This window comes from Marinobacter daepoensis DSM 16072 (genome assembly GCF_000421165.1).
GTDB classification, from domain to species: Bacteria; Pseudomonadota; Gammaproteobacteria; order Pseudomonadales; family Oleiphilaceae; genus Marinobacter; species Marinobacter daepoensis.
In genome coordinates this window covers 941,512-964,204 of sequence record NZ_ATWI01000008.1, presented here as the reverse complement: position 1 = coordinate 964,204, position 22,693 = coordinate 941,512, and the positions used below count along the sequence as shown (strand labels likewise).

Here is a 22,693-nt window from a genome sequence, read left to right as displayed (position 1 = left end):
ACACTATTGAATTTTAGACAATAGATCATACTTTAACGATAGTGCCTCACTAATGGGCACCACCCCTCGACGACTAGTGTTACAGCCGCCTTGGTCAGTCCATAAAAACGGGTAAAAAGAAACACATTGGTCTGTCGATATATTCTCAAGATCCTTCTTCCACCCCTCCCACCTGAGCCCCTCGTAGAATGTATCCAAGTCTCCTGAGAGCAGCCATCCGAAGAAATCAGAGAATTTTAAATCAAGTGACTCCCACTCCATTGAATCTGGTGGCCAATAATAAATGGTATTCACCTCACCAGGAAATGCACCGCCATTAATTGCATAGAATCCACCAGCGACATCGTCTGCGATGAGGTATAGGCCGTTAACGTTACTATTTTTATTCCAACTAACTACATTTCTTGGAAATACTTCGTTACCAGAACCTAATACTCTGACCCAGCCATAGTCAATCAGTACACCACCAGTATGGTAGATTAAAGTACCCAGAATCGACCGAGTGGTTACCTGCACGTCCATCAAAACTTGAGCACAATCAACAGAAGGAGATAATAATGTAACCTGATTTTTAGATTCGGAAATCCATTCCTTCATCACGTCGAAAAAAGAGTTTTCTTGATCAATTAATTCTTCGATAGTTTTCATATTTGACTCATATAACGCCAGTCTTCATGCGCTTGTCGCATGAATGGCACTATTGGGCTTCTCCAAGCGAATTCCAGACATCGTCAATATCTCGTCGGTAGAGACGAGAGCCAAGTCAACGGCTTAGTTCACGTTCTCATGCCCCGGGCTTTTTCAGGCTCCACTCAATCAGCTTGGCTCTGACCAGCCGTTGCGAAAACTGCTGCGGATCAAGAACCCAGTTCGTGGCTATTTCCCGAACGTCCGCTTCATCCGGATAACATCCATGTGTAGACAACCCGTTGATATAGCAGCGGTTGGCAGCTTGTACCTCTGCCTCGGTTGGTTCACCCACTGAGATGTGACTTTGCTCATATTCTTGAAGCCCATCATGATACACCGCGTATTGTCTTGTTATCTGACCGCGTTCCGTCATGAACCAAAAATTGTATATGCCGCCTTGATGGTCGCCAAAGCCATACGTTGTCCCAAACTTCTGGCTTAACCTAGCGGCGAATCCTGCCAGGTTGCGTAGGCATTCATCCAGTATTTCCATCCTATCCCTGAGACCATACTGCCGGAATGGCAAACCCCAACCACCAACGTAGATAAGCCCACCAAGATCCGCGACAACCAGGTGTGAAGTTCTCCAGATAAGGCGCAGATCGTCGGCAGCCCCCAAATCGCTGATGGACGTGATATCCGCTTCACCCTTCAGGTGGTCAACGATTCCCTCTAGGTCGGTGCTTTCTACGACCAACCAAATCAGATTGCGATACATCGAAACGTTCATTTCTATTCCCTTGAATACCTGGCAAGTGAAAATTCAGTCGTCCGCGGACTGTAGCGGCTCAACAATAGCCGGGACAGAACTATTTTTTGTGGATTGACAGCGTGGACTTCACCCATTGGCTGGGGGCACGACAGGGCCGTCCGGTAGACGGCCGCGAGGCCTGGAACGAACTTGAGCGACTGGTTGGGTGTCTACATCCCCGGCTCCGACACACTTTCTGTTACGAACAATCTATTGCCCAGCATCTCAAGAAGCATCTCGAGATTCATCAGCTGCTCAAGGTGCAGTGCTCCCGGTGGCGCTGAGGAGCTTAACAAATACCCGGCGACGTGCGCTGCGACATGGCCAGTCACATCGGCTTCGCCATCTCCGGTAAGGGTAAAGCGGTTCGTGCTCTCATTGCCACCGATAGCATCCACCTGAACGGCGAATTGAGTCCCACCCATTGGCACCCACTGAGAAAGTTTTGAAATCGTGTTGGACCAGCGCCATAGAGGAAGAACCGACAGGAGCTGCGACTTCGCGAGGCACCAAAGAATTCTGGTAACCGCTCGCGAATCAAAACACAACCAGGTGTTTACGCTCTCGATTCCGAGCGTCGCTGGTAATGTATGCTGGTCCGAGAAGTTGAAGCGGTACCCCGTCCGTCGGCCGAATGGCTCTGGCATTGTGGTCGATAATCCTTCACAGAACGCACTCACTTCCTTTCGGGCACCATCCGTTTTTACGGAGAACTTATGCCCAAATTGCTTCAAGGTCCACTGGATCGCGGCTGCACCGTGGCTTTCACCAAGGCCCAGCAGGACGAATATATCAGCACGTTTCAGCGGGCCCAAGCGCGATTGAGCATGGTCTACCAGTAAGTTCGTCAGACCCGGAGCAACACCAACACTAAAAACCACCGTCGCATTTGCAGACTTCGCCGATGAGTCCAGGGTTTGCAGTTGACTGATCACATCGGCTGAAGCTGAAACATCAACATAATGCACTGAGTGGGCCAGGCACTGTTCCGCCACTGCAAAGTTATTATGCTCTACGCAATTGACGACCACGGAGGCTCGCTTCAGAAGATCTCTATAGGTGCTCGGGGCTGTCGTATCCAGCTGTGCTGCCTCGGCCTGTTCGCCGAGTCGCCGTGCCATATGTTGAGCTTTGTCAAAGTCACGGCCGGCAACAACAACCCGACAGTTAAGTACCAGTGCTTCGCATACTGCAGCCCCAACGGCACCATACCCACCGAGCACGACAACGGTTTCTTTTTCGTTAGCTCGATTCATCAGAACGCTCGACAAGCCAATCAATCCAACGCCAGCAATAAACGGCGCTTTTACAAGGGCGTCCGGGGGAAGTCCACGTCCGACGTACGCGCCTTGTTGTACTCAATTCGAATTTGTCTCGGCGTTTTCATCATCCTTCGGGAATTCTAGACCGAGTCCAACCTGTATAGCCTTCCACTTATCGGAAAATACCCCTAGAAATTCATCTTCCGCCTCTTCCCTAGCCCATGCAGGCAGTTGAGACTGTGCCAATGCTTTTAATCGGTCATATCTCTTTCCCGCAGTTCCAGCTTCATTAACTTCCCAATTAGACGACAACTGGATTACCCAACTAGATTGAGACAACCGCCCCAAATCAATGTTGTCAATCTCTATGGTCCCAGTTATTACTCCATAAGATTCCGGCTGAGCAATCGAATCTGACCGACCAGAGGCAATATAAAAACCGTCTTCGTCCTGTAACTCGAACTCAACCTCAGGAACATATTTGGTGCTTGGCGAAGTGTTTACTATTTCGTACTTCCAGCCCACTAACGATTTTTGAGGCCCCACTCGAATAACTTTAAATCCCGTTCTTAGGACAACAATTGGGTATTTTTCGGAAGCAACCGCAACATCAGACAATGAAGTGTATGACCATTTTTTCGGCTCAGCATCTTGCTTTTCCGCCTCTTGTTTTTCTAACTCTGCATTATCTTGATAGAGAGGCCTGTTGAGTTCCGGATTAGTAAGTAAAAGATACGCGGCGGAACTGAGAGTCACTGTTAGGGCGAGAAAAAATAGACCTTTTGTGAAATTAACGAATACGATAAGTGATTCTCGACTTTGCCCGTTGCTCGAGTCAGACATAAAGCTTCCTTTTATTTAGTACCAGGCCTCAATCATGGGCATACCCGCGAAACGGGATTGCCCCATAAATTGATGTTCTATATTGGTTAATCTGCGCCTTCTATTTCTGGCTCTTGCTCTGAATCTATAACGGTAACAGAAGACTCATACATAGATACCGCTTGATCTAGTTGGTCGACATTATTCCATTGAATAACGCCTTCAGGGGGAGAAACGTTATCAATTCCGAGGATTGCGTCCAAGAGGCACTTGATCAACCCATACGCATCTAGATCAGTCTTTATGTGATTGATACAGTTCTCAGGTTTATCACTACCAACGGTTTCTGAAAAATAAGCTTCTTCAAAATTGATAATTGAAGCAAATACTCTTGAGTCGCTCCCCATCTGATCTTGTATTTTTTTATTATTCGTCCACGCTGGGTTATTCATCTCAAAGGTTGTATAAACTTTATTGTTTCCGCTGCTTTTTTGCTTATCTATTCGCTTGGACATACATTTAGGTCTATCCGTGTCATGCAAAACAAAATATATTCCTTTGAAGTGATTGAGCACTTTCATCATTGATGCAACGGTAACTTTGCCCCTCGCCCTAACTATATTTAGATCATGGTATTCGTTGTTTCCTTTACATGCCTCTCGATCTTTTATGTAGTTAAATGCTGCGTATTCGGTATCTCCTTCAACAACGATGATACGCCCTCCGAAAAAAGCATGCGATACATGAGAATCAAACAAATTCGTGAGCTTAAGGTTTTCTTTGTCATCATCATCCAACTGAGCTTTATCAGGACGAAATAATGTTGTAGTTTCGATTCTACTTTGTTCATTTTTTTCTACTCTTATCACTGTTGTGTGATCTTTGCTCAGATCAATAAAACTGGGTGAATGAGTAGCTATCATCACTTGCCAATTATCCCCATCAGGAAGTGAATAGAGCACATCCCTTGCGTTCTCAACAGCATTGGGGTGGAGGCTTACTTCAGGTTCATCTAACAAAAGGACATGTGCCTTATTCAGGCCTAAATTTTCATGCTGAGCTCTAGCTGATTTAGACGTGGTGTTCTTTGCTTTTATACCTTTATCCGCAAGTAATTTTAATATCGTCCAAAGAGCAGTTCGTCGGCTTCCGCTACCTTGCTTGTCTAAAGGAAATGCTTCTCCACCAACCATTCCCATTCTAACGTCGAATTCATCACCCAGTAACTCAATCTTGATTGCAGACGTGCTCTCTGGCGCGAAAATCGACAAAGCATGATTGGGGAAGATATTGCTAATTATGTCATTTGCATCACGTTCAAGTTCTCTGACGCTATCTGCTTGTCTATCTTTTGTGTCGCCCCTAAGTTTTTCGAGAGATGATACGATCTTCTGATAAGATGTTTTTTCGTCATCTTCACTTTCTTTAAAACTCTTTATTTCCTCATCCAATAGACTTTTTAGTAACGATTTAATTGCCCTTGCTTGTACCTCCGGATCATCAAATGTGCTGACTCTGTGAGGTTTAGGGCGTTTTGACTTAGCTTTATTATTTGCTCCCCATGGCATTGTTTCCTTATCACCTTCCTGAGCAAAACGGCCTATCTCGTAGTTATAGCCGACCCGTTTTGGTTCGACATTGATCCCTTCCCAGGTCCATTTTTCTTTGACAGTGAAAGTACCGTCTTCCCTAGACTTACACCATTCATCGCCCGGCTTTGTTTCGGTAGTGGCGACCGAAATTAATTCGATTTCAGGAAACGAGTCATTCTTGACTTGTCTATTGTGAAAATCATCCTGTTCGAGCTTTAGACAGTCTGTAACCACTTCAAATGCTCTTAGAATAGTGCTCTTTCCAGCATTGTTTGCTCCAACTAACACAACGATTCTATCAATATCAACACTTACACCTTCGGATCCGATGCACCCAAAGTTCTTAATGGTCAATTTCTCAATTTTTGGTATCATTTATAGCACCATCATTTAAGTAAATTGTTGAAAAAATATATAATGCCGTGGTTTGGGGCCGCAGTGTAGCGAAACGCGGGTCCCAGCCGAAGGCGACAACACCACCGTGTTATACAGAGCTCACACTACAGTCAAAAGTTTTGTCACAATGGGCTGGAAATGTTGAGCTGAATCTCTAGCAGTGCTGATATGCGCTCCATTTAAACCATCTTTAGAAGTACAGTCAAATACAGGTTTTTTAGCCTCTAATGAGTACGGAACCAAACTATGTAAATTTGGTATTTGTCCAATATTCCAATCGTTACCGCCCCATTTATGTACCTGACCTAGAGGCTCTAACACATCAACAATATTTTCTTTTACCGCTGACGCGACTTGATCACCAAATATAGACCAGCCTCTTGTCATACCTCTTGAATTTCGTCGGATATTATGTTGCTGCATTACGTAACCAAGAAAAGTTGGGGCTCCTTTGGGCAAATCAATATCTCCATTTTTAGAGTTATTACATTGATCCCACTCCTTTCTCCACAGTGCTAACTTGGCTCCGAGGTTTTTAGTGCCCCTAATTGAAAATAGATCAGGAGACATTGGAACAATAAAATAATCACTTGCTGCAAGAATAGAGCGATTTAAAGCTCCTAGATTTGGACCTAAATCGAGCATCACTACATCGGCGTTTACCTGTTCAGCAGCCCACTTAACATAGCGATAAATTGCAGACTGAACCCTTAGTGCAGGAGCATTGCCACCTTTCGCGCTGCTCCATGTGTCACCAAGGGAATCTTCATAATTACTTAAAAGCACATCTCCAGGAACTATATACAAGTTTGGGTAAGAGCTTTTTATAAGAGACGGTTTCCTTTGCCTTATATCACCTAGACCTTCGTACACACGCTCGATCGCGTTCCATATGCTATTACCACGATCATTTTTCCAACTTTTTTCTAGCTCCGAATCCGATAACGAGTAAGCGGATAGATTACATTGGCTATCCAAATCTACAACGAGAACTACTTTTCCTTGCTTCTCTAGCATGTGAGCAATGTGATACATATAAGTGGTTTTCCCAACCCCACCTTTGTTATTAAAAATACTAATTATTTTCAATTTCTACTCCTTCTCTTAAGAACTGTATAACGCCAGCCAGCATGCGAGGCTACGAAATGGAGGCAAAGCCGCAATGTAGTATACGTCGCCATGCCTGGCCTTGTTACAAATTATTGCCGCACCATAGGTCTCGGCGATATGGCCAGAACAACATACCCCTTGAGATGGCCTGTCTTTGACTTTATTTTTTGGGCCGAAAAATAGACCTCGATAGGTGGAACCTGATAATTCCGCAAGGCACTCGCCTTAAGGCTATCTATAATTAAAGGTATATTCTCTGCTTTCCGAACATTTTCGCTTAAAATAAAAGGAATGGGTCGTTGCTCGGCCTTTACATACATCCGGCCTTTGTATGTATTGCTGTTGTAGCTGGATACAAAGCCGCTTAAATAGTACAAACCCTCTTCTACAAACTCTTCTGTCAAATATTCGTAGCTATCTTTTGAAAATATAGATCTGACAGGGCGCCTTTCGTTCCCGATTATAGTTGTTATCTCGGCAAAGTTGGCGGTCTCAGTTTTGTATATGGGTCGATGGATTTCAACGATTGCTGTGGAGCACTTTTCTATCACCGAGTCTAGTTGGGCTTCCCGCACTTGAGGAAGTTCAACCTCTTGCGTTTGATACTCTTCATAGAGCTGTCCAAGGGATTTGTCATAGTCCACATGGAAGCCAAGACTCTCTGAAATGACATAATCATATGCAGAGAAGACTAGATGGCCGAGCGGGGTATTGCTGGGTGCTGTTGCTAAGTTATAGAGGGCCGTCCCGGCAAAAATAATTCCCGCTGTAAATTTCCAGCTACCATCCTCGGCAGGCAACGCGTGAATTTTCGCTCCCCGAAGCGAAGGGGCTTGAGTGATAACTTGGTCGTTGAGAACAAGGTGCGTAGAGAGAGCCAGTGTCCGCTGAAACCCAAGGAGAGCTCGAGAAACATCATAAAAATCTATTTCATGCTCTTCGGATGTTGCCCCGGTATAAGACAATTCAAATTCAATGTCGAATCTAGCCATGGATCTCTCGTCTACTTTTTATTTGTAACAGCTAATCATACGAACCAAGGCGCCTATCCCGCAGGCGTATAACTCCAGCCGCCCAGCTCTATAAAATTCCCAAAAAACAATATAGTTCATCACCTTACTAAATGCACCCTACATGCCTTTTCTGGAATTATACGAACCGGTTCGCTTTTCTCCGTTCGTATAATTCCCTTTCCCGTTTAATTATCCCCGTAAATTCAAAGCACTGGCGCGTGGGCTCTGTTGTTCTACGCCCCTGTTCGTATAACTACGTGGGTGGCTATCTGGCCTTCTGTTTTTTGGCTACCATACGCCGCCCTCGAAACGCCCTGCCCGCTGCCTTTGGCCCGCCTTGCAGCCGCTGTTCGCCCGAGGTGGTTTGTTCCATTGCTGCTGAGGCTTTTGCGTGTCGACGAATGCTTTGTACACCGATCTGTCAGGTTACTACGATCTGATGTGTGCCGATATTGATTACCCGGCTCAGAGCCACGCGGTTAAACGGTTGCACCAGTTGTTCGGGAATGGCGGCCTGCGCCATCTGGACCTGGCGTGCGGTACCGGGCCGCACATCCGGCATTTTCAGGACTTTGGTTTTCAGTGCGCAGGGCTCGACATTCACCAGCCTATGCTGGATAAGGCTCAACAGCGCTGCCCGGAGGCGATGTTCAGTGTTGGGGATATGTGTGATTTCCAGTTCGACACGTCGTTCGATCTGATCACCTGTTTTCTGTATTCCATCCATTACAGCCAGGGGCTCGACAAGCTGCGGGGCTGTATCGCCAGCGCCCATCGGGCGTTGTCGGATAACGGGCTGTTCTGTTTCAATGCGGTGGACAAAACCCGCATCAACAATGCCTTGTACGTTGGCCACTCTGTGCAGCACGAAGGGAGTGAGTTTACGTTCCGGTCGGGCTGGCATTACGTGGGCCCCGGCGAGCGTCAGTCACTCCGGCTGAGCATACACCGCTCCACCAACGGGTTTGGTGAATCCTGGCACGATGAGCACCCTATGGTGGCCCTGAGCTTTCCGGAGCTGGTCAGGCTACTGGAGCCCTGGTTTGAGGTGACCCTGTTCGAGCACGACTACGAGCGAATCGTGCCCTGGGATGGCGAATCCGGAAACGCGATTTTCGTTTGCGTTAAGCGCCAGGGTCCGGATTCGGTTGGCGAGGCGCGTTAATGCGCCATCTGGGAATGGTCGGTCATGGGTTGGGCGCCATCCAGAGGCTGCACCACTAACTCAATGTTCTGGTCGTCGGCCCCGTCAAAATCCAGCCGCACCGGTATTTTCTCGCCTTCTACCAACGGTTCCGGCAATTTTTCCAGCATCAGGTGGTAACTGTGGGGCTTGAGCTCCACGGTTTCTCCGGCCGGAATGGCCAGCCCGTTGGTCATCGGCTGCATGCGCATCACGCCCTCGTGCATGGAGGTCTCGTGGATGGACACGTGCCCGGCTCTCGGTGTTTCAGCCCCGGTCAGGGTAATGTCCTGGCCGCTGTGGTTGGTGATGGCCATGTACCCCACCCCCATGGGGGTGCCCGGCGGGGTGGGCCGGCTCCAGGGGTGGTCTATCTGCACAGGGTGGCTGCCTTCGGCCGGGGCATGCATGTGGTTGGCGGCAAAGGCCGTTGGGGCCGCCAGTGCGGCGGTAAGGGCCAGGGTGGTCAGGCACTGCTTCATCAGGCGTTCCTTGTTCAATGACAAATATCACTAATGTAGCGGCGCCGGGCGGTCACTTCAAAGCATTCAGGAGCGACGAATGGTCGCAGGGGCGTCGGGCTGTCTGGCGCTGCCGATCAGTTGTTTCTTCAGGTCGGCCATGGGCAGTGGCCGGCTGAAGAAGTAGCCCTGAAAGCGGCCACACCCCATGGTCGTCAGTGCATCCACCTGTTTCTGCTCTTCTACCCCTTCGGCAATCAGGCTCATGTTGTGGCTCTCGGCAATGGCGACGATGCTGCGCACCATGTTGGCGGCCCGTTCATCATCCACCAGGCCATCGATAAAACTCTTGTCGATTTTCAGCTCATCGAGGGGCAGCTGCCGCAGCAGGCTCAGGGAAGAATAGCCGGTTCCGAAGTCGTCCATGGCCAGCCGGATACCGTGCTTGCGCAAATCGCAGATGGTCTTCAGTGCTCGTTCAAAGTTGCCCATGAACAGGGTTTCGGTAATTTCCAGCACCAGCACCGGGGGCGGCACGTCGTGCTTTCTGAGCGCGGCCAGTACGGCGTCTACAAACCCCGGCTGGCAGAACTGGATCACCGATATGTTGATGGCCAGGTCCAGCGGTGTGTTCAGGGCAGCACTCAGCTCACGGAATTCTTTCAGGCTGGTGTCCAGCACGAAGGCACCCAGAGGAATCATCAGGCCGCTTTTTTCAGCCACATCCACAAACTCTGAGGGCGAGACACTGCCCAGTTCTTCGTCCTGCCAGCGCACCAGGGCTTCCAGGCCCACAATGGTGCCGGCCTGGTTCACCTGTGGCTGATACACCATGTACAGGGCGTCGGTCGCCAGTCCGTAACGGAGGCGCTGCTCCACGGTCAACCGCCTCAAATAAGCGGTTTCCATGTCCGCCTTGTAGACCACCACCGAGCTTCGGCTCTCTTTGGCTTCGTACAGGGCCAGGTGGGCACTGCGAATGAGTTTGCTGAGGGAGTCTCCGTCTTCCGGGTAACGCGCCACGCCGACACTGGCGCCGACTTGCAGGCGCAGGCGACCCACTTCAAACATCTTGGCCAGGTCTTCCACCAGTTCCCGGCACGCCACGGTAAGCGAGCCGATGTCGGTGTTCGGGGTGACAATCGCAAACTCGTCGCTGCCCAGGCGCGCCAGATCATCTTGTCGGTCTGTCAGGCGCTCCAGTCGCCGACCAAACTCCACCAGGGTGTGGTCGCCGTATTCCAGCCCGAAGCGATCGTTGATGCCGCTGAAGTTATCGATGTTGATGAGCACCAGGCTGAAGGGCCTGGCCAGCGACAACCGTTCTTCCAGGCAATCGAGCAATCCGGAGCGGTTGAGAAGCCCGGTCAGGTCGTCGTGCCGGGCCTGGTACAGCAACTCTCGCCGGCGCTCCCGCTCTGCACGGTCGATAATCCGGAACAGCATGAACAGAAGCCACGCGCCCACAACAAAGCCAAAGAAGTAAGGGATCAGGGTTCCGAGGAAATCCCGGTACAGCGGCGCAAACCGGGTCTCAGACACGGTCCAGAGCTGGTAGCGGGGGTCGTAAATGGAGGCGGTCAGGTAGTCGTTGTCGTCCCGGGTCATGCTGAAGACCACCGCGTTGGTGCTCGACATAATGTCGGCGATGGTGCTGCCAGCGGCGGCTTCCAGCTCTTTTTGCTGGGCGGTCTGCTTGGCCTGGTCTACTCGACTTACCGAATACTGCTCCGGCTCGGCACCGTCCCGCGACATGAACTGCACGTACTTGTCGAATTCCCGGAACAGGATCACGCTGTCGTCGGCACCGTCATGCAGGTTCGGGTTCAGCACGGAACCCTCTGCGCCAAGGCGCAGCCCGGCGGTCATCACGGCAACCACCTTTCCTTCGCTATCACGAAGCGCCTTGCGAATGGGGATCAGCCAGTCCTGAACCGCTTCCACATAGTAGGTTCGGCCAACCACCATCACATCAGACCGGAGCGCGCGCTCGAAACCTGGTGCGGTGTTCGGGTTCTCAAGGAGGTTGGGTAAATCGACAGAAGCCAGGTTGGTGCTGGTGCGCACCAATCTTCCATCCGGGCGGGCAAGGCCGAAGCCCACCAGCGAGGGATTGACGGAGAGTATGCTGTCCAGCAGCGGAACTTCTTTCCGCTCCGTCAGCACGTCGCCTTTGTTGAGCAGTTCCCGGCCCACCGCATCCAGTACCAGTTCCTGGGTCCGGAACAGGCTGTGAACGGATTGGGAGATCAGCTCAGCCCGGGACAGCTGATAGGACATTTCATCGGAGAGCGTGGCTTTCCAGCGTTGATGCAACGACACCGCCAACAGCACAAAGCCGACTACGACGATGACTAAATACAGCGCCCAGATGTTGCGTTTCAGAGCCGCCAAGAGGTCAGTCCATTTGTCCCGATGAGTGGATTTTACCCGCCAAACAACATTATAGGAGTAATCATGAGATCCGCACTCCGATTTATGAACACCTTATCAGAAAAAATCCCGGCGCCGGGAACTTTGCCTGCCGCACTTTGACAATCTGTTCATCCTGCGTTCATGCCGAATCCGGTTTACTGGCGCTAGAATCGATTACACAGTCATCGACAACCTGTCGAAAAAGGAGCCCGACCATGAATGTAATGTCAGTGCTGAACCAGATCATGAGCCAGGCCCAGGGTGGCCAGGCCCGGAATGGCAGCCAGAGCGGGATGGACGTCAACAAGATGATGGGCAGCCTGAGCAGCCAGTTTTCCGGCGGTAAAGGCGGCAGCGGCTTTGACGTAAAAAGTCTGTTGGGCGGCGGTGCCCTGGGCCTGATGCTGGGCTCCAAACGAGGTCGTAAGATGGGCGGAAAGGCGCTGAAGTACGGTGCCCTGGCCGGCGTTGGCGTGCTGGCCTGGAAGGCCTACCAGAACTATCAGAGCAACAACCAGGCCCCGGCTGCGGCCTCCGCTGCTCAGCAAGGACAGCCACTGGAGCAGTTGCAGGGGGCCGACCAGGAACGCAGAGGGCTGGAGATTCTGCAGGCCATGATCATGGCGGCCCGGGCCGATGGGCACATCGATGCCAACGAACGCCAGCTCCTGACTCAGGAAATCGAACGGTTAGGGCCAGATGATGAGCTTCAGGCGTGGATTCAGCAGCAGTTCGACGCCCCGCTGGATGCCAACACTCTGGCTAAGAGTGCGGATTCCCCGCAGGCAGCCCGGGAGATCTATGTGGTCAGCGCCGTAATCATCGACGAGCAGAACCCCATGGAGCGGGCCTGGCTGGAACAACTGGCCGGCGCTCTCGAGCTGGACCCGGGGCTGGCCCGGGAGCTGGACCAGCAGGTGCTCGCAGCCAGCTGAACCTTGTGTTGCTGGCACCAGACGGTTCTGGTGCCAGCCCGGTACGTCAGGCTTTCTTGACGAACTCGGATTTCAGCTTCATGGCCCCGACCCCGTCGATCTTGCAGTCGATGTCGTGGTCGCCATCCACCAGGCGGATGTTCTTCACCTTGGTACCCACTTTTACCACCAGGCTGGAACCCTTCACTTTAAGATCCTTGATAACGGTGACGGTATCGCCGTCCTGGAGTTCGTTACCGTTAGCATCGCGAATCACTTTGCCGGCTTCATCGGCTGCCTGCTCTGCCTCGGTCCACTCATGGCCACATTCGGGGCACACAAGCTGAACACCGTCTTCATAGGTGTATTCAGAATTGCACTGCGGGCATGGAGGTAACTGGGACATTATCATTTCCTGTTAATTGGATGAGCACCAGATTATACCACCACAAACCCCGATAAAGTTCAGGGGCATGCCAGCCCGGGCCCGGAGGTGCTAACAGGTTGCCGCGCCGGAAGGTTACACTGGCCTCCCAGCACACCAATCAAGGAAACCTGACATGCCAATCTGGGTCGACGCCGATGCCTGCCCTGTTCCCATCCGGGAGATTCTCTGCCGCGCCGCCACCCGTTGGCACATCCAGACAACGTTCATTGCCAACCACGCCATCAGCCTGCCACCCAGCCCGTTCATCAGTCGTCGGCAGGTGCCTCACGGTTTTGACGTTGCCGATAACGAAATCATGGACCAGATGAGCAAAGGCGATCTGGTGATTACCCAGGACATCCCGCTGGCCGCCGAAGCCATTGAGAAAGGCGCCGATGTGTTCAACCCCCGGGGGCAGGCGTTCACCAAAGAGAACATCCGCCAGCGCCTGGCCATGCGAAACTTCATGGAGGAGATGCGCAGTGCCGGGCAGGTCACCGGAGGCCCTGCGCCTTTCAGTCAGGGCGACCGAAAGGAGTTCGCCGACCAGCTTGACCGGTGGCTGCAGAAGAACGCACGCAACACCAATTGATAGATATTCGCATTTAGATTATCCTGCCTGGCACATGAACAGGGAGATCTGAATGCCTGCGTTTTTTGAAGTCCGGAACCTTACCGTCCGCGTTGGCAGCACGAATATTCTCCCCGGCCAGGTAACCGGTGGTGTGTCATTGCTGTGGGGGGTAAGCCGTCATGGGCGAAGCTAATACAGGCGAACTGTGGCTGGCGGATTATGAACACCTGCTGGCCAGCCACAACCTTAACCCGTCAGAGCTCCTGAACAGCGCTCTGGCACCAGATACAACCAGGCAACCAGCCTTATTTTCACTGGCTCAATTGCTTGATGATCCAGCCCTTCTGGAACAACAGGTTCGGGACGAATGCCCGGCCGCCGGGCACCCGCGGATGCATAAAGCCTGCGTGTCGGTGCTGCACAAGAATCTGTCACTGCAGATTATCGGCCCCATGGTGATTCGGCTGTTCCGCGACGGCGTCGGAACGGCTCTGGACCCGCACCAGGTATTCCTGTGCAAAGACGACCCGACACCGGCGGGTACTCCACGCTGGCACCATCTCACAGAACACGACGTGCCGCTGGGCCCCGATGACTTTGCACAGGCGCTGGCCGAACAGATGCGGAGCTGGTATCCGGTTTTCCGACAAGACGTTGGCGTCAGCCCCGGCGCATACTGGAGCAGCGTAGGTCTGGCGCTGGGCGCGCCTTATTCGCTGGTGTGGAATCAGGTTGATCCAGACCTGCTGTGCCAACAGGCCAGCCGTTGGCTGTCAGGCTTCGACTGCGATGCGAACCGTTACATTGACTGGATTCCGGCTGAATTCAGCCAGCAGCGATGTGCCATCCCCCAGCGCCGGGGGTGCTGTCTGAAGCATCGGCTCCCCGAAGGCGGGTATTGCGGAACCTGCGGCATCTACCGGAAAGACCGCATGGACAGTCTCAAGACATCAGAAGCAGGCCCACAAAAACAACCAGCAGAACACTGATTGCCGACACGGCGATCTTAAGGCCTTCCTGCACTTCATGTTCCATCACCTGGCTCCCCCTTTACCCCGTTGAATGATCAGGTTAGATCCTCCACTCCCTTTTAAATGATAACGCATATCATTACAATCATTATTAGAAACCTGACACCTGAACACCCCTTGCCAGGGAATGCAGCAGCCTGGCCGGAACAACTGGTCGCTCGCCCTGAGCTATCGTTTCTGACTTTCCTGAGATCGGTACATCGAAAGCCACCGCAACCGGTGGCTTTTTTGTGCCCTACACTTTGGTATTGTCGGAGGACGGTATCCGTCGGGCCAGTGTTCCCCAAGAAAGCCGAACCAAAGGAGACGCGATGAAACGCTCAATAGCCTTGCTTGTCCTGTGGGCTGTAACCACCACTGCCCCAGCCCTTGGCGAGCAGTCGTTCAGCTCCCGACACCACGACTTCCGGCTGGAAACCATAGCCGAGGGCTTGGAACATCCCTGGAGTCTGGCGTTTCTGCCCGACGGCGCCCTGCTGGTAACTGAACGAGCGGGTCGGCTGCGTATGATCGGGCAGGACCATCGAGTTTCGGCACCGGTCACCGGCCTGCCAGACCTGGTGGCCTCCGGCCAGGGCGGTTTGCTGGATGTACAGTTGCATCCGGATTTCGACAACAACAGACTGTTGTTTCTGAGTTACGCCCACAAAAACCGGCAGGGCATGACCACCCGTGTGGCACGGGCAGTTTTTGACGGCACGGCTCTGAACAAGGTGGAGGTGATTTTCGAAGCCTTGCCCCGATCCGGCACCAGCCGCCATTTTGCGGGCCGCATGGCATTCGATGGCAGCGGCAATCTCTACATTGCCGTGGGCGACCGGGGTGAGATGGACCGGGCGCAGGATACCGGAGACGATGCCGGTGGCGTGCACCGAATCACGCTCAACGGAGCCCCGGCAGAAGGCAATCCGTTCCTCTCGCGCCCCGGGTTCAACGACACCTTGTTCACCTACGGCAACCGAAACATTCAGGGCATGACGCCGCACCCCGAAACCGGGGAAATCTGGAGTCACGAACACGGCCCCCGGGGCGGCGACGAGATCAACGTACTTCGCGCCGGGCATAACTACGGCTGGCCCATGGTCACCTACGGCATCGACTACTCCGGCCTGCCCATTTCAGGCAAAACCACCATGACGGGGGTCACCGATCCCCTGCACTACTGGGACCCATCCATTGCGCCGTCCGGCATGGCGTTCTATTCCGGGGAACGGTTCCCGCAATGGCGGAATGATCTCTTTGTCGGCGCACTGAAACAGCAGAAACTGGTGCGGCTGAAGCTGGACGGAGAAACGGTGACCGAAGAGGAAGACCTCCTCACCGGCCTTGGTGAGCGCATCCGGGACGTTCGCATGGGCCCGGACGGCGCGCTCTGGTTGCTGACAGATTCCAGCGACGGCAAGCTATACCGGCTGGCGCCTGCAGATTGAGGCGTCAATGCGGGTCGTTGGTTCGCTCGGTTTTCTCGAACTGGGGCAGATCGTCCGTGATGTCAAACCAGTCGGACTTAGACCCAACATACACATGCTGAGCCGCTTTTTTCCCCAGAGGCTCATTAATTACACCGGTACGCAAACGGAGAATGCCGGGAATGGCGTCAACCCGGCTATAGATCGGGCTACCGCAGCGGCTGCAGAACGCCCGGTATTTACCCGGGCGGGATTCGAACTCGGTTAGCCGGTTTTCACCAGCCACAAAACGAAACCGAACCCTCTGAACCGGCGCACTGGCCGAGAACGCACTGCCATGGTTGCGGCGACACTGGCTGCAATGACACAACGCCACCGGCCCAACCGGGCCGTCGTATTCAAACTGGATATCGCCGCACAGGCACTGGCCGGTATACATAACGCTCCTGAGGTTCGGAAAACACACTGATCTCGCAAATGATACCGGCTGGCCTCCGGATTACCAGCCCCGCCCGGGCAGCCCTGTTACCCGTATGTGGTTTCGAGATAATTCAGAATACGGGACGACTCAAACAGCGCTTCGCCGGTATTCGGGTCTTCGAGATAAGGCACCTGTACCCGGCCATGCTTCTGGAAGAACGCATCGCGCTTTCCTCCCGGAATCGGTTGGTAAGCGCCGGGTTTGATCCGTTGCCGGGCGGGCCCAACCTCGGTCCAGTGTTCTTTTCCAAGGTTATGCAAGGTATACGGGATCTCAGACTCACAAAGCCGTTCGCGCACGAGACGAGAGAACGGACTGCCTTCAAAACTCCAGAGGTGTAATCCCTCAGCTGGCCGCTGGCCGCTGCGGGCCCGCATGCCACGGAGTTCACTGGCCCCCGAACCGGCCACCCCCAACGCGGTCTGCCAGGGGCGGCCCTGATAATAACGCGGCACCGGGCGATCAGCGTACTGTCGAAACAGGTACTCAATGATAGCGCCGGATTCGTACAACACGTCTCCGGTATTCAGGTCGTGCAGCAACGGAAACTGTTGTTTGCCGCCAAGGGCCTCTGCCTCCCGGCGAAAGACACGGCCACCTTTCGGGCAGGGCCGGATCTCAACATCCAGATGCAGCGCGGTCAGCACCTCACGAACACGACGGCAAAAAGGGCAGGCTTCAATGTCATACAAAACCAGCGGCTTTTCCGGTTGAGGCACCGCAGCAACCACCAGGCACCCGCGCCAGGCCGAAAAGGATGAGGTCGCAACCGATTCCAGCACATTCACCTGATGTTTCAGCGCTTTTAACATAGAGATTCCCTTGTCTTCATCGTTTTCAGCATTGTCCCACAGGGAACGCCAGACCCATTGGCCCGACGGCCCGCATGCCTGCGTCACACTAACTTACTGATTCTTGGGACCCACTTACGCTCTGTCACAAAACCTCAATACAAACAAAGGCTCTGCTGCCTTTTTTTAACGTCATGTATAGCTTTTCTGCATAGTACATATCGATGGAATGGGCTATTGTACAAAGAGAACACACCAACGGATTCCGGTCATGATCACTCAGGGGTTGCGGGCAGGCAAACGCTCTGTCAAAGACAGTATTATGTCAGGCGCGCTGGCACTGGCACTGGCGACCGTATCGGTCGCGGATGTTTCGGCTAAGGAGCCTTCGTCGACCGAAGAAGCCTTCGCCAATTCACGGTTGTGGGCAAGCCAGATTCGCAACTACGCCCACAAATCCCTGAACAGTGATGAGGCTCTCAGTGTGGCTGCCATTCCCCTGAATGGTCCGGGCCTTGAACAGTATGTGAACGCTGACACACTGATGAGCCCCGGCTCAATCATGAAGCTGGTCACCACATACGCGGCTCTGGAGCTGCTCGGCCCTACGCACCACTGGAATACCGACTTCCTGACCGATGGCGACATGGTTGGGGACACCCTGAAGGGCAACCTTTACGTGCGCTTTGGCGGCGACCCCAAACTGACGCTCGAACGACTGTGGAGCACACTTCGAGAACTCAAAAGCATGGGGATCACCCGCGTTGAGGGTGACCTGGTGCTGGATGGCAGCTACTTCCGGGTTGATGGCGGGTTTCCGGTGTTTGAGGACAACGGCAGTAACCCGTATGCCCCCTTCCTGGTGGAGCCCTCCGGGTATCTGACCAACCTGAATCTCGTGCAGTTTCAGGTTCGGGCCGATGAACGGGGTACGCAGGCCTGGACCTCCCCGAACCTCGCCGAGGTCGCAATCGACAACCGTGTGACGGCCCTGCCAGAAGGCCCCTGCCCTGCCCGCAGCCGCTTCAACTGGACTCCCGTGTTTCAGGACAACCAGCGGGTAACCGTGCGGGTAACCGGCGAGCTACCCCAGGGATGCCGAAGTACGACGTATCTGTCTCTGTTACCCCACGACCGCTACTCGGCCTCGCTGATTCGATCGGTCCTCTCGGAGATGGGCATCATCGTCAGTGGCGGCGACCGACTCAACGAAACGCCGGAAGACGCCAGGCTGGTCATGCGTACCACGTCACCAGATCTGGTTACCATGGTCCGCGACATCAATAAGTGGAGCAGCAATGTGATGGCCCGGCAAATGCTGCTGACCATCGGAGCAGAGTATCGCCGGGATGACGAGCAGGATGACCGGGTTGCCGGCATTCGACAGGTTTATGAGTGGCTGGAAAGCAAAAACATCAATACAGCCGGCATGGTGATCGACAACGGTGCCGGGCTCACTCGTCATGGGCGCATTTCAGCCCGGCAAGGCGCCCAGATTCTGCAACAGGCCTGGGACAGTCCTTACGCTTCCGACCTGATGGCCTCCATGCCGATCATCGCCATGGACGGAACCATGGCACGCCGCTTGCGCAATACTGGCATGGATGGTGAAGGCCGGATAAAAACCGGCTATCTCGAAAATGTACGGTCGATTGCCGGCTTCACCCGGGACGATAACAACACGACCTGGGCCATTGTCGGGATGGTGAACAACGATCCGGCCTGGAACGGCCAGGCGGTTCTGGATCGCGTACTTTACTCTCTGCACTTCCGCCCTCCGGTGGGCACCGCCCTGTCACAATCCGAGATGGCAACCTCCACCATCCAGTAATGAAAAAGCCCCGGATATCCGGGGCTTTTTACTTATCGCTCATACCGTCCACCTGGCCGGCACCTAAACGGTCAGGTAACCACCGTCGGCATTGATGCAGGCTCCCGTGGTGTAGCTGGACGCGCTGGACACCAGATAAAGCACAGTACCCGCCATTTCGTCCGGATCTGCCACACGCTTCATGGGGATGTGAGCCATGGCCTGCTTTTTGATGGCTTCGTTGGTCGTCAGAGCGCTGGCAAATTTGGTGTCGGTCAGCCCCGGCAGAAGCGCATTCACCCGGATATTCTGCTGCCCGAGTTCCATGGCGAAGGATTTGGTCATGGAAATCACCGCGGCCTTGGTCACCGAATAGATGCCCTGGAAATGGCCCGGGTTCACCCCGTTCACCGACGCTACGTTCACAATGGCCCCGCCACCGTTTTTCTTCATTAACTGGGCACCACGGGCACACATGAAGAAGTAACCCCGGATGTTCACGTCAACGGTTTTGTGGAAGGCACCCAGATCGGTATCTTCCACAGGCCCGAAATAAGGGTTCGCCGCCGCGTTGTTCACCAGGATATCCAGCTTTCCGTGTACCTGGGCAATGTGTTCCCAAACGGCCTCAATCTGATCCATCTCACCAATGTGGCAGGCATAGGCTTCGGCACTGCCACCCTCTTCTCGAATGCGGCTGGCAACGGCTTCACAGCCGTCAATTTTGCGGCTGCTGACGATCACATGGGCGCCAGACCGGGCCAGCGTGCGGGCAATGCTTTCGCCAATCCCCCGGCTCGCGCCGGTCACCAGGGCGACTTTGCCGGTCAGATCAAACAGGTTCACGTTGCTCATGGAATTCCCTCAGATTTATCGGAATGTCACCAGGGCGGGGTCTTCCGCTTCCAGGTGGCTATAGTTATTGAAGACGGCCAGGCTGCGCCTGGGGCCGGAATAGAGAATGCGGGACACACTGGTATTGGCAATGACATTGTTCATGTCCAGCGCTTTCCGGTCAGACAGTTCCAGCAGGTGTTGCGCAATCACGGCAATGGGCCCGCCAGAGGTGGAAACGATGGCATCGTTGCCGTCGGCCAGGGCAATCACCTGATCCAGAGCCGTTGTTACCCGTTGCCGGAATCCCTCCCAGGTTTCGGTGTACTCCTGGTCATGCTGACCGCTCAGCCAACGAGCCATCGCCTGCTCAAACACCTGCTGGAAAGCCCTGGCTGGCTTGGGAACACTGGCCAGGTCCCGCGCCATCACCTGTTTGTCGGCCCACTCGGGGCGCAATCGCTCGACCACTTCCAGATGGTCAAACTCATTCAGGCCATCCATCACCTGCATATCCGGAAGGTCTGCGCCAAAACCGGTGGTGATGGCTTCCACCGTTTCCCGGTGGCGACGAAGATCGCCACCAAACACAGCGGCGGGGGCGACCTTGTTTACCAGCCAGCGCCCCAGAATCTTGCCTTGCTCCCAGCCTTGCGGCGAAAGCTGATCGTAATTCTCCTTGCCAAAACTGGCCTGGCCATGGCGCACCAGATAGATCGTCGCCATTACAGGCTACTCTCGCGGATCAGCCGTTGGCAGCGCTGTTCCAGATAGTTCGCGGCGTGTCCGAACGCGGCAAAGCGCTTGTCTTTGGTCTGGCCGTGGTAAAAACGGTAATAGATTTGCTGAATGATGACCGCCAGCCGGAACAGACCATAGATTTCATAGAAATCGAAGTTGTCTGCCCGAAAGCCGGATTTCTCCATGTAGTAATCGACCACCTCTCTGCGAGTCAGCATGCCTGGCCGATGGGTGGGCTGACGCCTCAGCATCTGGAAAGGACCTTCGTCGTCTGCTTCGATCCAGTAGGCCAGACTGTTACCAAGGTCCATCAGCGGGTCGCCGATGGTGGCCATTTCCCAGTCCAGTACGCCAATCACTTCAAACGGGTTGTCCGGATTCAGCACAACGTTGTCGAACCGGTAGTCGTTGTGAATAACCACCTGGGCGACGTCCTCTGGCATTTTGTCATTCAGCCAGGCCATCACCGCCTCGAAATCCCCCACATCTTCAGTTCGGGCCTTGCGGAAACGGTCGCTCCAGCCACCAATCTGGCGCTGGACGTAACCAGCTCCCTTGCCCAGCTTATCGAGGCCAGCACCCTTGGCATCTACGGTGTGCAGGTCTACCAGCTTGTCGATCACGTTCAGGCACAGCTTGCGGGTATCGTCAGCACTCAGATTGAAATCCTGAGGAAAGTCCTGGCGCAGGATGATGCCTTTCAGGCGCTCCATAACGTAAAAATCGCAACCCAGAATGCTGTGATCGTCGCAGATCGCGACAATGTTAGGCACATAGGGATAGGCTGGCTTCAGCGCCTCCATCACCCGGGCTTCCCGCAGCATGTCGTGAGCAGACTTGGCAATTTTACCGAACGGCGGGCGGCGCAAAACGTAGGACTGGTTACCGTAGTCGACCTGATAGGTCAGATTGGAGGCTCCACCAGGGTACTGCCGGATGCCCGGCTCCCCTTCCAACCCGGGAACCGCCTGTTTCATGAACCGGTCAACCGCCGCAACATCCAGCTCCTCACCTTCCCGGATCTCAACGGCCTGATCGATCTGTGTCATTCATTCTCTCCTGTGGTGGGGTCAGGCGTTTGCCCTGCTGTTCATCTTGCTCATCCATCGCTTGCTCTCCTGATGCATCAACCAATCGAATGCCCAGGGCGCGTGGCGCTTCAGCATCCAGAGACGACGCTCTTTAGCGTGAGGCAGGACCCAGAAGTCCCGGTCGGTCACGCTGCGGAAAATATCCTCCGCCACATCGTCAGCGGTAATGGTTGAGCGCTTCATCAGCTTATTGACGTTCTGCTGTATGCCGGGAAGGTCGGAGCGCATGGTGCTGGCGAGGTTGGTCTGGAAAAAAGCCGGGCATACGCAACTGACGTGAACCCCCGAATCCCTGAGCTCCTGGCTAAGCGTTTCCGACAGCGCAATGACACCGGCTTTCGAGACGTTGTAGCTGTCCATCAGGGGCGCCAACATCAGGCCGGCCATGGAGGCGATATTCACAAACGCTCCGCCGCCCTGCTTCTTGAACAGGGGGGTGAAGGCCTTGCAGCCCCGCACAACGCCCAGAACATTAATGTCGAGTATCCATTCCCAGTCGGCAATGGTGGTGTCTTCAATGGAGCCTGCGGAGGCAACCCCGGCGTTGTTAACAACCACATCCACCCCGCCCCACTTCTGCACCAGGTCGTCACGGACTTTTTCAAAATCGGTGAGCCGGCGCACGTCGCATTCCACGAAGTAGCCTTCCCCGCCCGCTTTGTTCAGCTCCGCTTCAACGGCAACCCCCTGCTCCGGGTTAATATCGCCAATGCAGACTTTGGCACCCTCTCTGGCATACCTCAGGGCAATCGCCCGGCCAAGGCCGCTGGCCCCGCCGGTGATGAATACTCTCTGTGTCATCGTTATTGTTCTCCGTTATCGTTTGGAGTTCGTGTTCTTCTTTTTGTCTGGAAGTGGGCGCCGGAGGGCCGTTTTCATCTCTCCGGCCCACCGG

Annotated in this window: 23 protein-coding genes; 7 read left to right on the top strand and 16 right to left on the bottom strand. The window is 54.0% G+C overall.

Translation table 11 applies throughout. The features are described 5' to 3' along the window. Positions 1-3: 3 nt before the first annotated feature. The 7 genes from K325_RS0105055 to K325_RS0105030 form a co-directional block, all read right to left on the bottom strand. Positions 4-648 carry a DUF2625 family protein gene (locus K325_RS0105055; RefSeq protein ID WP_029653181.1) on the bottom strand — a complete coding sequence of 215 codons (645 nt, stop codon included), beginning with the start codon at positions 646-648 and terminating at the stop codon, positions 4-6. A gap of 136 nt (positions 649-784) precedes the next feature. Further along, positions 785-1,420, bottom strand: coding sequence for a hypothetical protein (locus K325_RS0105050; RefSeq protein ID WP_029653180.1), 636 nt, complete (start codon positions 1,418-1,420; stop codon positions 785-787). A 191-nt stretch (positions 1,421-1,611) separates the two neighbouring features. Then, a complete protein-coding gene (locus K325_RS0105045; protein WP_051146555.1) occupies positions 1,612-2,697 on the bottom strand; it encodes a saccharopine dehydrogenase family protein in 1,086 nt (361 codons plus the stop codon). 102 nt (positions 2,698-2,799) lie between these two features. Beyond that, the gene (locus K325_RS0105040) at positions 2,800-3,546 is read right to left on the bottom strand and encodes a hypothetical protein (RefSeq protein ID WP_029653178.1); all 747 of its coding nucleotides are present in this window, start codon (positions 3,544-3,546) and stop codon (positions 2,800-2,802) included. An 86-nt stretch (positions 3,547-3,632) separates the two neighbouring features. Beyond that, complete coding sequence (locus K325_RS0105035; protein WP_029653177.1) at positions 3,633-5,492, bottom strand: ATP-dependent nuclease; 1,860 nt, start codon at positions 5,490-5,492, stop codon at positions 3,633-3,635. 120 nt (positions 5,493-5,612) lie between these two features. Continuing rightward, on the bottom strand, positions 5,613-6,602 hold the full coding sequence (locus tag K325_RS18360) for a ParA family protein (RefSeq protein WP_084694159.1): 990 nt from the start codon (positions 6,600-6,602) through the stop codon (positions 5,613-5,615). Between the two features lie 110 nt (positions 6,603-6,712). Next, complete coding sequence (locus K325_RS0105030; protein ID WP_029653176.1) at positions 6,713-7,615, bottom strand: DUF7946 domain-containing protein; 903 nt, start codon at positions 7,613-7,615, stop codon at positions 6,713-6,715. Between the two features lie 412 nt (positions 7,616-8,027). Between K325_RS0105030 and K325_RS0105025 the strand changes: the two genes are divergently transcribed. Next, entirely contained in the window at positions 8,028-8,801 is a 774-nt protein-coding gene (locus K325_RS0105025; RefSeq protein WP_029653175.1) for a class I SAM-dependent DNA methyltransferase, read from the top strand. On the opposite strand, the gene K325_RS0105020 is transcribed toward K325_RS0105025, so the two are convergent. Together K325_RS0105020 and K325_RS0105015 are read right to left on the bottom strand one after the other, a co-directional pair. After that, on the bottom strand, positions 8,798-9,301 hold the full coding sequence (locus tag K325_RS0105020) for a copper chaperone PCu(A)C (protein ID WP_029653174.1): 504 nt from the start codon (positions 9,299-9,301) through the stop codon (positions 8,798-8,800). The genes K325_RS0105025 and K325_RS0105020 overlap by 4 nt on opposite strands. A 66-nt stretch (positions 9,302-9,367) precedes the next feature. Beyond that, on the bottom strand, positions 9,368-11,674 hold the full coding sequence (locus K325_RS0105015; RefSeq protein WP_029653173.1) for a putative bifunctional diguanylate cyclase/phosphodiesterase: 2,307 nt from the start codon (positions 11,672-11,674) through the stop codon (positions 9,368-9,370). A gap of 236 nt (positions 11,675-11,910) precedes the next feature. Here K325_RS0105015 and K325_RS0105010 point away from each other — a divergent pair, with 236 nt between their 5' ends. Further along, positions 11,911-12,630: a tellurite resistance TerB family protein gene (locus tag K325_RS0105010; protein ID WP_029653172.1), complete on the top strand. Its 720-nt coding sequence runs from the start codon at positions 11,911-11,913 to the stop codon at positions 12,628-12,630. Positions 12,631-12,676: 46 nt separating this feature from the next. On the opposite strand, the gene K325_RS0105005 is transcribed toward K325_RS0105010, so the two are convergent. Further along, entirely contained in the window at positions 12,677-13,015 is a 339-nt protein-coding gene (locus K325_RS0105005) for a zinc ribbon domain-containing protein YjdM (RefSeq protein ID WP_029653171.1), read from the bottom strand. A gap of 154 nt (positions 13,016-13,169) precedes the next feature. On the opposite strand from K325_RS0105005, the gene K325_RS0105000 reads away from it, so the two are divergent. From K325_RS0105000 to K325_RS0104990, 4 genes are all read left to right on the top strand, one after another. Next, positions 13,170-13,628 (top strand): YaiI/YqxD family protein, encoded by a 459-nt coding sequence (locus K325_RS0105000; RefSeq protein ID WP_029653170.1) that lies wholly within the window; start codon positions 13,170-13,172, stop codon positions 13,626-13,628. A 52-nt stretch (positions 13,629-13,680) separates the two neighbouring features. Continuing rightward, a complete protein-coding gene (locus tag K325_RS18860; RefSeq protein ID WP_265596836.1) occupies positions 13,681-13,803 on the top strand; it encodes a hypothetical protein in 123 nt (40 codons plus the stop codon). Then, the gene (locus tag K325_RS0104995; protein ID WP_029653169.1) at positions 13,790-14,599 is read left to right on the top strand and encodes a (2Fe-2S)-binding protein; all 810 of its coding nucleotides are present in this window, start codon (positions 13,790-13,792) and stop codon (positions 14,597-14,599) included. The genes K325_RS18860 and K325_RS0104995 overlap by 14 nt, the downstream gene beginning before the upstream one ends. Before the next feature lie 353 nt (positions 14,600-14,952). After that, a complete protein-coding gene (locus K325_RS0104990) occupies positions 14,953-16,071 on the top strand; it encodes a PQQ-dependent sugar dehydrogenase (protein ID WP_029653168.1) in 1,119 nt (372 codons plus the stop codon). A 4-nt stretch (positions 16,072-16,075) separates the two neighbouring features. On the opposite strand, the gene K325_RS0104985 is transcribed toward K325_RS0104990, so the two are convergent. Continuing rightward, the gene (locus K325_RS0104985) at positions 16,076-16,489 is read right to left on the bottom strand and encodes a GFA family protein (protein WP_029653167.1); all 414 of its coding nucleotides are present in this window, start codon (positions 16,487-16,489) and stop codon (positions 16,076-16,078) included. Between the two features lie 86 nt (positions 16,490-16,575). After that, positions 16,576-17,343, bottom strand: coding sequence for a glutathione S-transferase N-terminal domain-containing protein (locus tag K325_RS0104980; protein WP_029653166.1), 768 nt, complete (start codon positions 17,341-17,343; stop codon positions 16,576-16,578). Between the two features lie 250 nt (positions 17,344-17,593). On the opposite strand from K325_RS0104980, the gene dacB reads away from it, so the two are divergent. Beyond that, positions 17,594-19,153 (top strand): D-alanyl-D-alanine carboxypeptidase/D-alanyl-D-alanine endopeptidase, encoded by a 1,560-nt coding sequence (gene dacB / locus K325_RS0104975; protein WP_029653165.1) that lies wholly within the window; start codon positions 17,594-17,596, stop codon positions 19,151-19,153. A gap of 63 nt (positions 19,154-19,216) precedes the next feature. Here the strand turns inward: dacB and K325_RS0104970 are convergent, their stop codons facing one another. The 4 genes from K325_RS0104970 to K325_RS0104955 are packed head-to-tail and all read right to left on the bottom strand — an operon-like array spanning position 19,217 to position 22,599. Further along, the gene (locus tag K325_RS0104970) at positions 19,217-19,987 is read right to left on the bottom strand and encodes an SDR family oxidoreductase (RefSeq protein ID WP_029653164.1); all 771 of its coding nucleotides are present in this window, start codon (positions 19,985-19,987) and stop codon (positions 19,217-19,219) included. 15 nt (positions 19,988-20,002) lie between these two features. Beyond that, positions 20,003-20,692: a histidine phosphatase family protein gene (locus K325_RS0104965; RefSeq protein ID WP_029653163.1), complete on the bottom strand. Its 690-nt coding sequence runs from the start codon at positions 20,690-20,692 to the stop codon at positions 20,003-20,005. After that, on the bottom strand, positions 20,692-21,756 hold the full coding sequence (locus K325_RS0104960) for a phosphotransferase family protein (RefSeq protein WP_029653162.1): 1,065 nt from the start codon (positions 21,754-21,756) through the stop codon (positions 20,692-20,694). The genes K325_RS0104965 and K325_RS0104960 overlap by 1 nt, the downstream gene beginning before the upstream one ends. A gap of 21 nt (positions 21,757-21,777) precedes the next feature. Further along, positions 21,778-22,599, bottom strand: coding sequence for an SDR family oxidoreductase (locus K325_RS0104955; RefSeq protein WP_029653161.1), 822 nt, complete (start codon positions 22,597-22,599; stop codon positions 21,778-21,780). Positions 22,600-22,693 lie beyond the last annotated feature (94 nt).